Origin of the sequence: Arcicella rosea, from assembly GCF_040543805.1 — a bacterium.
GTDB lineage: Bacteria > Bacteroidota > Bacteroidia > Cytophagales > Spirosomataceae > Arcicella > Arcicella rosea.
Genome location: NZ_JBEUMS010000004.1, coordinates 1 through 12,426, shown reverse-complemented (window position 1 = coordinate 12,426; position 12,426 = coordinate 1). Strand labels below are relative to the sequence as shown.

Sequence of the window (12,426 nt, the reverse complement as noted above, 5' to 3'; positions counted from 1 at the left end):
ATTGCCGAAAGCTGAAAGCTGACGGCTGAAAGCTCTCTCACAACTGCTTTCTAAGCCTTGCCACTGGTATATTTAATTGTTCACGGTATTTGGCAACGGTTCTTCTGGCAATATTATAGCCTTTTTCGTTCAAGAATTTTTCTAATTTATCATCCGAAAGTGGATTCTTTTTAGATTCATTATCAATTAATTCTTTCAAAATATTTTTCACTTCACGGCTCGAAACATCTTCACCTGAATCTGTAGCAATACCTTCAGAAAAAAAGTATTTTAAAGGATACAAACCAAATTCTGTTTGAACAGATTTACTACTTGCCACTCTCGAAACCGTTGAAATATCCATATCAATTTGTGTGGCTATATCTTTCAAAATCATTGGCCGTAATTTAGACTCATCGCCTGTCAAGAAAAACTCTTTTTGATAGTCCAAAATGGCTTTCATTGTTCTCAACAAAGTATTTTGTCTTTGTTTGATGGCATCAATAAACCATTTTGCCGAATCCAATTTCTGTTTGATAAAAGTAACCGTCTCTTTAATAGCTTTGTTATTTTTATCCCCTTTGTCGTAAGTATCCAGCATTTCATGAAAGGAATGACTTACTCTGAGTTCTGGAGCATTTTTAGCATTTAAAAAAAGCTCTAATTTTCCATTTGAATTGGTTAAAATATAATCTGGCAATAAGAATTGAATTACGCCTCCATCTTCTTCTGCAGCGCCAGGTCTTGGGTTTAGTTTGGTGATGAGTTTGATAGTTTGTTTCAATTCTTCATCATCAATTCCTAAACGTTTTTGAATTTTATCATAGTGCTTTTTTGAAAATTCTTCAAAACTATCTTCAATAATTCTGATGGCATCTTGAACAAAAGGGTCATGAATATCTTTTCTATCTAATTGTAATAAAAGACATTCTTGTAAATCTCTAGCGGCAATGCCTGCAGGGTCAAAAGTTTGAATTTGCTTTAAAACTACTTCAATTTCTTCGATGGTCGTATAAATTCCTTGTGTAAAAGCCAAGTCATTCACAACAGCTTGTAATGGTCGGCGAATATATCCATCAGATTCAATTGAACCAATCAATTGTTTTCCAATAATTTCTTGTTGTTCGTCTAATTTCAAATAACCCAATTGCGAGATAAGATGATCGTTCAAACTTGATGTCATAGCAATGGGCATTTCTCTATCTTCATCATCCGAATTTCCATCCCCTTGCATTTTATAGCCATTGTAATCATCACTCAAATACGACTCTACATCAATGTCTCTATCATCATATTCCTTAAATTCTTCGTCAGCATAATCATCAAAATCATCATCGTATTCATCACTTTCTTTTACTTCAATTTCAGCCCCTTCTTCTAAAGCAGGATTTATTTCTAACTCCTCCTCAATCCGAGCGGATAATTCAAAAGTCGGTATCTGTAACAGTTTGATAAACTGAATTTGTTGTGGAGATAACCTTTGTTGAAGACTTTGATTAAGACTAAGTTTTTGCATAAAGTATTAAAAGTGATTGGGCATCATAAAACAGTAAGGTATTAGTTGACAAAAACAAGAAGATGCTCTTAACAACTATCTTGCCAAAATTATTGAATTTAATGACAAATTGGTGCTAATTATTAATTTATTTCCTTCAAAAATACATAAAATATTAGCAATCATTTTTTTAGCCTTTTCATTCATTTAAAGAATCCGTCTTTGCTAAGCTATTTTAGGGAAAAATAAAAAAAGGAAATACTCCAAAATACTAACGTTCGAGAAGAAAATTTTAATCTCTTGAATTATTAAACCACGAAAAATACACTCTAATTCGGTAATTGTAAGAATTGTAAGTAATTTTGAATCTTAGAAAATGATTAGTACGAGTGATTTTTGTTTGTTGAAGAACGAATGTAAAATCCAAAATCCGAAATTATAGCAATGCAAATCAAGCAAATTTTAGCCGAAGCCCTTGTTGGCGAAGAAATAACTGTAAAAGGTTGGGTAAGAACAAAACGTGTACAACCTAATGTGATTTTTATTAATATCAATGATGGTTCTGTTATTCATAATATTCAAGCTGTTGCTGAACCGGGTGTAATTGATGAAGATACGCTTAAATTAATAACTACGGGCTCATGTGTTGCCGTTACGGGTACGCTTATTGAATCAAAAGGTTCGGGACAAAGAGTAGAATTACAAGTAAAAACGGCTCAGGTTTATGGCACTGCCGACCCTGAGAAATATCCTTTACAACCGAAAAAACACTCTTTAGAATTCTTGCGTGAAATCGCTCACTTGCGTCCACGTACTAATACTTTTTCAGCAATTCTTCGTATTCGTCACTCGTTGGCATTTGCGATTCATAAATATTTCAACGATAACGGATTCTTCTATTTACATACGCCAATCATTACAGGTTCGGATGCAGAAGGTGCTGGTGAAATGTTTCATGTAACCACTTTAGACCCGAAAAATCCACCATTGAACGAAGATGGTTCTGTAAATTATAAAGAAGATTTCTTCGGAAAAGAAACTAATTTAACGGTTTCTGGACAATTAGAAGGTGAATTAGGAGCGATGGCTTTATCGAAAGTTTATACTTTCGGTCCTACTTTCCGTGCTGAAAACTCAAATACTGCTCGTCACTTGGCTGAGTTCTGGATGATTGAGCCAGAAGTTGCTTTCTATGAATTAGAAGACAATATGCGTTTAGCGGAAGATTTTACAAAATATGTTATTAATTATGCTTTAGAAAACTGTGCCGACGATTTAGCTTTCCTTGAAAATCGTTTGAAAGATGAAGAAAAAACTAAAAAAGCCGAAGAACGTTCTGAATTAGCTTTAGTTGAAAAACTTCGTTTTGTGGTTGATAACGATTATGTAAAATTGACTTATACAGAAGCGATTCAGATTTTATTATCATCGAAACGTCATAAAGAAGGTAAATTCCAATATCCAGTTCAATGGGGAATTGATTTACAATCTGAACACGAACGTTACTTGGTGGAAAAACACTTCAAAAAACCAGTGATTTTAACGAACTATCCAAAAGACATCAAAGCATTCTACATGAAGCTTGACGAAGATGGAAAAACGGTTCGTGCCATGGACGTATTGTTCCCAGGCATTGGTGAAATCATCGGTGGTTCTCAGCGTGAAGATAATTACGAAAAATTATTACAACGTACTAAAGATGTTGGTATCCATGAAGATACGATTTGGTGGTATTTGGAAACTCGTCAGTTTGGTACAGCACCACACTCAGGTTTTGGTATTGGATTCGAACGTTTAGTAATGTTTGTAACAGGAATGACCAACATCCGTGACGTAATTCCTTTCCCACGTACTCCGAAATCAGCAGAATTTTAAGTAATTGTGAGTGAGTGAATGAGTGATTTAGTGATTATTTTTCAGTAAATTAATCCCTAAATTACTTATTCACTTCAATGCTAAACGATACCACAATGCTAAAAAATTCTATTTTCTTTTTGCTTCTTTTCTTGGGCATTACTTTCGCCCTTACCGCACAAAATTCTGAAGAAAAAGCTGTTCAAGCTGTCGTTGAACAATTGTTTACAGGCATGCAAAAACACGATTCAACGATGATTCGTGCTACTTTTCATCCTTCTATCAGAATGCAATCAATTGGCATCAATCGCAAAACTAATTTAATGACTTTGACTACCGAAGAAAATGCGGATGGTTTTATCAAACAAATTGGTTCTCTGCCAGCCAGCGTGCAAATTGAAGAAAGAGTATTAAGTTACGAAATCAGAATTGATGGAAATATGGCAACCGCTTGGACGCCCTACGAATTATATGTAAACGGTAAACGCCAACACTGCGGTGTAGATGCCTTTCAATTTTACAAAACCGAAAACGGTTGGAAAATTATTGCTTTGGCAGATACTCGTCGGAAGTGTGAATAAGGTATAAAACCAAGAATTTTAGAGGTCAGCCCAGAAAGCTGACCTTTTTTAATTATTTTGCATTTGAAATACAAAATAGACTCCATGAAAGTTACAGAATTATATATCCAAGAATACAATCAATTTAAAGACTTCAGGTTGGATTTAACTTATCCAGAAGGACATCCAAAAGCTGGGCAAGCTTTAGATAAAGTATGTTTTATTGGACAAAGCGGGACTGGAAAGACTAGTTTGATTGAGATTTTGAATCAGACAATTTATCTTATTGTAAATGTAAAAGCACAATTTTATAGCGAAAATGCTTTTGCTTTTAGCTTATCTGATTATGAATATTTGATATTTGATAGAATTAAAGAATTGTTGTTAAAAAACATCAAACTTTCATTTGACAATAAACTAACTGCTCATTTCATTAAAAATACGAGCGATATGAGCGGTGATTTTTGGATTGACTATAACAATAGTAAAGACGGCAATATCAATTATTTTTTAACAAATCATTTCAAATTATTCTATTACCCTTCAGACATTGAAATACCTAAAATTAATAAACCCAAAAAGGAAAAATCAGAGAATTCTTCTTCCTTAAACAAAAATTTTTACGATTTCAGTAACTATGATTTACAAAGTAGTTGGGCAACTATCAATGAAGCTATTATTAAAGACCGAGAATTAGAAATCAAAAAAAGTCTTGAACTTTCTAAGTTGTTACAAAATCCAAAATATTCTCAAGAAGACATCATTATCTCAAGGAATGATTTTTTGGCATGGCGAAAACAATCACCAAATCCATTGGTCTATTTGGCTAATAACTTTTTAGATAAAATCCTCAATCGTTTTAACCTAAAAGTAAAAACAGAGTTAGATTTTGAGAAAACAGAAGATATTGAAACCATCAAAATCCAAACAAAACAAGGCAAAGACATTCCTTTTGAAGGGCTAAGTACTGGTACAAAACAAGTGATTTTGACTGCTTTACCACTTTATGGTTTAAAACCTGAAAAAGCTATCATCCTTTTCGACGAACCCGAACGTTCGTTATACCCAGATATTCAAGCCGAAATTGTCAATTTTTATACGAGTATGGCAAAAGATTCACAATTTTTCTTTGCTACACATTCGCCTTTGCTGGCTTCCTCTTTTGAACCTTGGGAGATTGTTGAATTGAAGTTCAATAACGAAGGCAATGTGTATCAAGAGCTATATTATGATAAGGGAAAAGGAAGACACGTTGATAATTATACCATCAATCCGCAATACTTAACTTGGACAGGCATTTTACAAAAAGTATTTGATTTAGACCAAGAAGGTAATGATTTGAGAAACAAACAATTAGTCCGTATTGCAACTTTAGAAAGTCAGTTAAAAAACAAAGAATTAAGTTTGGAAGACAAGAAAGAAAAATTTGAAGAATATAAAAAATTGGCTACACTTTTAAATTGGGAATTAAAACAAAATGAGAAAAATTGATAAATCTACAATTCTTTCTAAAGCTTATAAAGCATGGGAAGAAGCCTTAGAAAATAATCATCAAAATCATCCAAAGTATAATTCAAGTGCATTTGAGTTCTATAAAGATATTGTAATGAATCTTTACCATTGCCAAAATGGTCTTTGTGCTTATACTGAAAAAGCTATTTTACTCAATGGTTTTGAACAAGATAAATGGTCGGAAGATGGGCGATATATAAATCTAATACCTTTTCATTTTGGAGAATTAGAGCATTTTGACGAAAGTCTAAAAGATAATAAAGCATGGTTATGGGATAATTTATTGATGGTTGAAAGTAAAATCAACCGAAAGAAAAGTACGAAAACAGCAGATAATATTCTGAAACCAGACAGTCCAAATTACAATCCATTTGAATTATTAGCCTACAATCACGAAGAACATATTTTTTATCCAAATCCAATCCTTGATGAAAATCTAATCAAACGTATCGAAGATATAATTGATATTTTAGGCTTAAACTATGTGAAAGATTGGCGTAAACAATACATCTTGGAGCGAATCAAAGCCATTGAATTTGGCTTAGAACCTGAGCCTGCAAAAGAATATGTCACCGCCTACGAAATGACTCTTCGGAATCTTAGTCTTCAATAAAATTCCAAAGAATAAAATAAATCATTTGGAATTTTATTTTTTTGCTACTTACTTTGCAATACAAAGTAATTTGAAAACATGAACCAACATCTACAAGATATTTCTGACATACGTTCAATGATGGAACGTTCAAGCCGATTTATTTCACTGAGTGGACTATCGGGAATATTCGCAGGCACTTTTGCCTTGATAGGTGCTTATTTAGCCTACCAAAGAATCCTTGATGAATACCCAAGTACTTATTTGAATTTACAAGACAATATCCCACTGATAAAATATATTGTCGTTGATGGAATCGTTGTTTTAATTCTTTCGCTTAGTTTTGCAATCTATTTTAGTCTAAGAAATGCCAAACGCAAAGGCTTAAAAATTTGGGATAATACTTCTAAAAGACTTTTACTAAACATGGCGATTCCACTGGTTACGGGTGGTTTATTCTGCTTAATTTTACTTAAACATGCTCCACATTTAATTGATGCTGCTACGTTGGTTTTCTATGGTTTAGCCGTTGTGAATGCTTCAAAATATACTTATGATGACATTCGATATTTAGGCTATATTGAAATCGTACTGGGCTTGATTTGCGGAGTTTTAGACCAATGGAAGCTTGGTTTGTTATTTTGGGCGATTGGTTTTGGGGCATTACACATTATTTATGGCATTGTGATGTACCGTAAATATGAATCTTGATTTGAAAATTTGATAATTGTTTTTTACCTAAAATTATCAGATTGAACATTATGCAAACTATTATTTCTAACATAAATAAATCCTTTGAAAACCGTGTAAGGCTTGGCGTGATGTCTATCTTAATGGTAAACGATTGGGTAGATTTTAATGAATTTAAAGAAACACTCAATGTTACTGATGGTAATTTAGCATCGCATATTACTGCTTTGGAAAAAGAAAAATACATCCAAGTGCGCAAAGCTTTTATTGGCAAAAAGCCCAATACTTCCTTTCAAGCAACTGCCGAAGGAAAACAGGCTTTTCAGGAACATCTTAATGCTTTGGAAATACTTATCAAAGGCACTTTATAATCAATTCAACGAATCTTTTGCATTCGTTTTTTTAATCATTAATTACTTTGAAATTCAAAGTAATTTGCAAAATACACTACCATGAATAATAGAAAAACATTATTAGCCTTTACTGCAATAGCTTTTAGCTATTTGTTTTATCAACAATCGGCAGGAATTAATTTCTTGATTTTTACGATTATCGTCATCGTTGGCATGTTAATTACCCAACCAAATTTAACCAAGAACAACGCATGGCAAATTGTAGCTATGGGAAGTGTTTTGTCAGCAGGAATGATTGTTTTTCATCATTCTAACCTTTCAATAATAGCAAATTTCTGTTCGTTAACTTTATTGATTGGAGTAAGTAATCATCAAAATAGCAGTGTTTATATTGGCTTCTTGAAAGGTTTTGTTTCGATTGCTTTTTCATCATTTAAAATCATATTTGAAAGCTTTGACGAGTACTTCTTAAATAAAACAAAGCAAGAAAAGAAAGGTATTTCCATCCAGAAAACTACGGCATTTTATATTATTCCTTTATTAATCACTTTTGTATTTTATTTATTATATGCCTCTGCAAATCCTGAATTTGGCAGTTATTTCCAATTGCCAAAAGATATTATTTCTTTGCAGTTTTGCTTATTTTTTCTGGTTGGAGCGATGATGAGTGTTGGCATTTATTATCAATTTTTCGATCAAAAATTAACTGAATGGGATATTTCATTGCCCAATACATTAATCAGAAATAAACAAAAAGAGAAAAAGATTTTCCAATTGACAATTCTAAAAATTGAAAATACAAAAGGTGTTATCGTATTTTCAATGCTGAATTTACTCTTACTTTTTTTCAATTTTGTTGATTTCTCTGTCATTTTTTCAGACCAAAAATTACCCGAAGGACTTCATCATTCGGCTTATGTGCATCAAGGAGTAAATACGTTGATTTTTAGCTCTATTCTCGCTATCAGCATTATTTTATATTATTTCAGGGCAAATCAGAATTTTTATTCAAGAAATCAGTGGTTAAAAAGACTTGCTTATATCTGGGTTTTCCAAAATACGCTTTTGCTTATTGGGGTCATTTTTAAAAACCAATTGTATATCAACGAATTCGGTTTAACCTATAAAAGAATCGGAGTATATGTTTTCTTGATATTAACGATGGCAGGACTTATCAGTACTTTCTGGAAAGTACTTCATCAAAAAACGATTTGGTTTTTATTAAGAAAGAATTCTTGGCTTGCTTACTTCCTGTTAATTGTCAGTAGTTTCACAAATTGGGATAGCCTCATTGCTTCTTATAATATCAGCAAAGCGAATCAATTAGACGTAACTTATTTATTGAATCTCAGCGACAATACTTTGCCAGCTTTAAAAACATTGTTGATACATCCAAAAGTAAATCTTGATACCAAAGTGTTCAATTACACCTATTTAAAAGAAGATGAATACTATAAATCTGCACCTATTATTACACAAAGAGTATTTATTCTGAAGCAAATTGAAGCCTTTGAAAAACAACATAAAGCCAAACAATGGCAATCTTGGAGTTATGCAGATGAGCAGATTTTTAAACAATTGAATAAATAATGAAAGTAAAAGCATTTGTTCTATCGCCTATTTTATCAGGCTTGGTATATTTTATCATTTACTTTGTTTTTAACGGTGGATTCAATTTTGATACAGAGCTGACTTTGGCAGTTTATTTTTTCGTCCTCATCCCACTTTTTGTTCAGTTATTGTTTGTTGAACCATGCCTGTTTTTAATTAGCTATTTAAAAAAGGTCGATTTTAAAACCTATTATTATTTTGCAATATGCTGTTGTTATTTTTTAACATTTTTTATGGTGGATATTACTTTTACAAAGATTTCCATCTTTGAATCAATCAAAGATTTTGTTTCTATTTTCTCGTTATTCTTTTTTTATTCAATTATCAATATTTGTTTTTACAATCTATTTTATTTCAAACATGAAGATTTACAAAGAGAGTAATCGCCAACAAGTACTTTTCAATTTGGGGCTGATGTCTGCTTTAGCAGTTGTTTTATTTCTTTTTGAAGCTATTGTACTTCATAATACTTATTTGATAGGAATTAATTGGAATTTATTTTTAGCTTGGATTCCCCTTTTCATTATTTTGTACATGAATAAACAAATCAAAGAGAAGTCCCTTTCAAAAAACAAAATATTGATTTTTAGCCTTTTATGGCTATTATTTTTTCCAAACGCACCTTATATCATTACCGATTTGGTTCATCTACATCCATATAATGGCAATTCGTATTGGCATCATCAAATCATGATTTATACTTATGCTTTTGTGAGTTTAATTTGCGGTTTACTTTCTTTGTATTGGATTCAGAAAATTTGGGCAACTACGTTTTCGAAGTATTGGAGTATATTTTTTGTAATAACGTCTGTAACACTTTCAGGATACGGAGTATTTTTAGGAAGAATTCAACGTTTTAATTCTTGGGATTTATTTACTCATCCTATGGCATTATTAAAATATGTTTTACATTCGTTCAGTAATCCAACTGCCATTTTAATGACTTTTGAATTTTCGATTTTTATAGGTTTAGCTTATTGTATGCTTCACAGTTTGATTCATTTGAATGACCAGTAATTTTAACGCAATAATTAAAAAATGATTGATTTTCAGAAATTCATAAAAAGTACTTCATTTGCCATTAAAGGAATACGCACGATGGTGATTTCTGAAAACAATGCAAGGATTCATCTTTTAGCAAGTATTGTGGTTATTTCAACAGGAATTTATGTTGAACTTTCTGCTCAGGAATGGCTTTGGATTGCACTGGCAATCGCTTTAGTTTGGATTTTGGAAGCTATCAATACAGCCATTGAAGCTTTGGTAGATTTGGCGTCTCCAGATTTTCACCCATTGGCAGGCAAAGCCAAAGATATTGCGGCGGCGGCGGTTTTAATTGCGTCAATCTTTTCTGTAATCGTAGGAATTATCATCTTTTTCCCTAAACTTTCACTTTAAATATTCATCTTGCTGAAAGTTTTATGGCTTTCAGAAATTCATTGAATAAATATTCCTATTTTTGCCTTTTAGCAATAGCCATTCACGACGAATACCGCAAATCGTCCTTATTATATCATGAAAGAATACGGAACCAACGTCCAGAAATTAGTGAACCATATCCTGACGGTTCAAGATAGAGAAAAGCGTACTAAATATGCTTATTTATTGGTTGAATTGATGCGTCAGGTTCACCCAAATATGCGTGATACGCAAGATTATACCAACAAACTTTGGGATGATTTATACATCATGTCAAACTTTAAGTTGGATGTTGATAGTCCCTTCCCTCCACCATCACCAGATGCTGTTGGTAAACTTCCAAAAACTGTTCCTTATAACACGCATCATTTACGTTACCGTTATTATGGTCGTAACGTAGAATTGTTGATTGCTAGAGCGATTGCAGAAACAGACGATAATGAAAAACGCATTTTGGTTGCTCATATCGCTCGTTTGATGAAAACTTTCTATCAAAACTGGAATCGTGAAGTAGTTGATGATGAAGTAATTTGGGGACATATTCTTGAAATTTCTAACAATACGCTCGCTCCTATCGTTCATGCTATTTCAGGGCATTCATCGTTAGGAAATTTACGTAATGCCAACAATCGCCCTACTCCGCCAAATACACACGGAAGTAGCAATGGAGGTAGAAACGACAACAGAAATAACAATAGTGGTGGTCGTCAGAATTTTGGAGGAAGAAACGACGGTAATCGTGGTGGAGATACCCGAAATAGCGGTGGAAGAAACGATAATCGTAATAACAATAATGGTGGAAGAAACGATAATCGTAACAACAATAATAATAGCAACAATCGCAATAGAAGATAGTTTTTGATTTAGGTAAATCCAAAATACTTATCTCAAATTATAGATAGACAATTTAAGGTTTAAACATGGCATCATTCAAAGTAACTGGTAGTCGCCAAATGAAAGGCGAAATTATTCCGCAAGGAGCAAAAAACGAAGCATTACAAATTTTGTGTGCAGTAGTATTAACAAAAGAACCCGTAACGATTCATAACATTCCGAATATCAGAGATGTGAATCAATTAATCGACCTACTTGGCGATATGGGCGTTCGTTGTACACGCATTGCAGAATCTTCGGTAAAATTTGATGCCTCAGAAGTAAACTTAGATTACTTAAATTCAGAAACTTACAAGAAAAAAGCGGCGGCTCTTCGTGGTTCGGTCATGTTATTAGGACCAACCTTAGCACGCTTTAAAAAAGGAAGAATCCCTTCACCAGGAGGTGATAAAATTGGTCGCCGTCGTTTGGATACGCACTTTTATGGTTTTATGAAATTGGGTGCAAAATTCAATTATAGCCAAGAAGAAGGTGGAATTTATGAAGTAGATGCTTCTCATTTAAAAGGAGCTTACATGCTTTTAGACGAAGCTTCTGTAACTGGTACAGCTAACATCGTAATGGCGGCAGTTTTAGCAGAAGGCACAACAACGATTTACAACGCAGCTTGCGAGCCATACTTGCAACAACTTTGTAAAATGTTGAATAGAATGGGCGCTAAAATTACAGGCGTTGGTTCAAATTTATTAACCATTGAAGGCGTTGAATCATTGAATGGAACAGAACATACCATGCTTCCTGATATGATTGAAATTGGTTCGTTTATCGGTATGGCGGCAATGACTCAATCTGAAATCACGATTAAAAATTGTTCTATTCCAGATTTAGGCATTATTCCTTTAGTATTCCAAAAATTGGGTATTAAATTAGAAATCAGAGGCGACGATATTTATGTGCCTTCACAAGAACATTACGAATTAGAAACATTTATTGATGGTTCAATGCTTACTGTTTCTGATCATCCTTGGCCAGGTTTCACACCAGATTTGCTAAGTATCGTTTTGGTTACTGCTATTCAAGCGAAAGGAACTGTATTGATTCACCAAAAAATGTTTGAAAGCCGTTTATTCTTTGTGGATAAATTGATTGAAATGGGTGCTCAAATCATTCTTTGCGACCCACACCGTGCAACAGTAGTTGGTTTAAATCGTCAACAACAATTAAGAGGAATCAGAATGACTTCACCAGATATTCGTGCTGGGGTTTCATTATTAATCGCTGCAATGTCGGCAAAAGGTACTTCAATCATTGAAAACATTGAGCAAATTGACAGAGGTTATCAAAACATTGATACTCGTCTGAATGCCATCGGCGCTGAAATTGTGAGACTTTAATAGTTATGAGTTTTGAATTATGAATTATGAATGAATCTATGTCATTGCCTAAAATAGGTTGCCCTCCAACGGTAACATTTTATGGCAAAATTAAATTTAAAAACTGGTAAAAGTACAAACTACAAGATTCGTC

Annotated in this window: 11 protein-coding genes and 1 pseudogene; 11 read left to right on the top strand and 1 reads right to left on the bottom strand. The window is 33.1% G+C overall.

What is annotated here, in order from left to right; all coding sequences use genetic code 11:
* Nucleotides 1-37: 37 nt before the first annotated feature.
* Nucleotides 38-1,495 (bottom strand): RNA polymerase factor sigma-54, encoded by a 1,458-nt coding sequence (gene rpoN, locus ABID42_RS06250; protein ID WP_323260065.1) that lies wholly within the window; start codon nucleotides 1,493-1,495, stop codon nucleotides 38-40.
* A gap of 423 nt (nucleotides 1,496-1,918) precedes the next feature.
* On the opposite strand from rpoN, the gene asnS reads away from it, so the two are divergent.
* From asnS to murA, 11 genes and pseudogenes are all read left to right on the top strand, one after another.
* Complete coding sequence (gene asnS / locus ABID42_RS06245; protein WP_367282910.1) at nucleotides 1,919-3,349, top strand: asparagine--tRNA ligase; 1,431 nt, start codon at nucleotides 1,919-1,921, stop codon at nucleotides 3,347-3,349.
* A gap of 95 nt (nucleotides 3,350-3,444) precedes the next feature.
* Nucleotides 3,445-3,909 (top strand): nuclear transport factor 2 family protein, encoded by a 465-nt coding sequence (locus tag ABID42_RS06240; RefSeq protein WP_323260060.1) that lies wholly within the window; start codon nucleotides 3,445-3,447, stop codon nucleotides 3,907-3,909.
* Nucleotides 3,910-3,993: 84 nt separating this feature from the next.
* Nucleotides 3,994-5,379: an ATP-binding protein gene (locus tag ABID42_RS06235; RefSeq protein ID WP_367282909.1), complete on the top strand. Its 1,386-nt coding sequence runs from the start codon at nucleotides 3,994-3,996 to the stop codon at nucleotides 5,377-5,379.
* Nucleotides 5,366-6,013: a hypothetical protein gene (locus ABID42_RS06230; RefSeq protein ID WP_367282908.1), complete on the top strand. Its 648-nt coding sequence runs from the start codon at nucleotides 5,366-5,368 to the stop codon at nucleotides 6,011-6,013. The genes ABID42_RS06235 and ABID42_RS06230 overlap by 14 nt, the downstream gene beginning before the upstream one ends.
* A 78-nt stretch (nucleotides 6,014-6,091) precedes the next feature.
* The gene (locus ABID42_RS06225) at nucleotides 6,092-6,703 is read left to right on the top strand and encodes a hypothetical protein (RefSeq protein ID WP_323260059.1); all 612 of its coding nucleotides are present in this window, start codon (nucleotides 6,092-6,094) and stop codon (nucleotides 6,701-6,703) included.
* A gap of 50 nt (nucleotides 6,704-6,753) precedes the next feature.
* On the top strand, nucleotides 6,754-7,053 hold the full coding sequence (locus tag ABID42_RS06220) for a winged helix-turn-helix domain-containing protein (protein ID WP_323260057.1): 300 nt from the start codon (nucleotides 6,754-6,756) through the stop codon (nucleotides 7,051-7,053).
* A gap of 81 nt (nucleotides 7,054-7,134) precedes the next feature.
* Entirely contained in the window at nucleotides 7,135-8,625 is a 1,491-nt protein-coding gene (locus tag ABID42_RS06215) for a DUF4153 domain-containing protein (protein ID WP_367282907.1), read from the top strand.
* 381 nt (nucleotides 8,626-9,006) lie between these two features.
* Complete coding sequence (locus ABID42_RS06210; protein WP_367282906.1) at nucleotides 9,007-9,663, top strand: DUF1361 domain-containing protein; 657 nt, start codon at nucleotides 9,007-9,009, stop codon at nucleotides 9,661-9,663.
* 21 nt (nucleotides 9,664-9,684) lie between these two features.
* Entirely contained in the window at nucleotides 9,685-10,044 is a 360-nt protein-coding gene (locus tag ABID42_RS06205) for a diacylglycerol kinase family protein (protein WP_367282905.1), read from the top strand.
* A gap of 111 nt (nucleotides 10,045-10,155) precedes the next feature.
* Nucleotides 10,156-10,920: pseudogene (locus ABID42_RS06200) on the top strand (DUF4290 domain-containing protein); the annotation flags it as partial.
* Nucleotides 10,921-10,985: 65 nt separating this feature from the next.
* Nucleotides 10,986-12,293 carry a UDP-N-acetylglucosamine 1-carboxyvinyltransferase gene (gene murA, locus ABID42_RS06195; RefSeq protein ID WP_323260049.1) on the top strand — a complete coding sequence of 436 codons (1,308 nt, stop codon included), beginning with the start codon at nucleotides 10,986-10,988 and terminating at the stop codon, nucleotides 12,291-12,293.
* Nucleotides 12,294-12,426: the final 133 nt, after the last annotated feature.

What these genes read in the sequence shown, in the direction of transcription:
- rpoN (WP_323260065.1), bottom strand. Translation starts at nt 1,495, where the DNA reads ATGCAAAAACTTAGTCTTAATCAAAGTCTTCAACAAAGGTTATCTCCA.
- asnS (WP_367282910.1), top strand. Translation starts at nt 1,919, where the DNA reads ATGCAAATCAAGCAAATTTTAGCCGAAGCCCTTGTTGGCGAAGAAATA.
- ABID42_RS06240 (WP_323260060.1), top strand. Translation starts at nt 3,445, where the DNA reads ATGCTAAAAAATTCTATTTTCTTTTTGCTTCTTTTCTTGGGCATTACT.
- ABID42_RS06235 (WP_367282909.1), top strand. Translation starts at nt 3,994, where the DNA reads ATGAAAGTTACAGAATTATATATCCAAGAATACAATCAATTTAAAGAC.
- ABID42_RS06230 (WP_367282908.1), top strand. Translation starts at nt 5,366, where the DNA reads ATGAGAAAAATTGATAAATCTACAATTCTTTCTAAAGCTTATAAAGCA.
- ABID42_RS06225 (WP_323260059.1), top strand. Translation starts at nt 6,092, where the DNA reads ATGAACCAACATCTACAAGATATTTCTGACATACGTTCAATGATGGAA.
- ABID42_RS06220 (WP_323260057.1), top strand. Translation starts at nt 6,754, where the DNA reads ATGCAAACTATTATTTCTAACATAAATAAATCCTTTGAAAACCGTGTA.
- ABID42_RS06215 (WP_367282907.1), top strand. Translation starts at nt 7,135, where the DNA reads ATGAATAATAGAAAAACATTATTAGCCTTTACTGCAATAGCTTTTAGC.
- ABID42_RS06210 (WP_367282906.1), top strand. Translation starts at nt 9,007, where the DNA reads ATGAAGATTTACAAAGAGAGTAATCGCCAACAAGTACTTTTCAATTTG.
- ABID42_RS06205 (WP_367282905.1), top strand. Translation starts at nt 9,685, where the DNA reads ATGATTGATTTTCAGAAATTCATAAAAAGTACTTCATTTGCCATTAAA.
- murA (WP_323260049.1), top strand. Translation starts at nt 10,986, where the DNA reads ATGGCATCATTCAAAGTAACTGGTAGTCGCCAAATGAAAGGCGAAATT.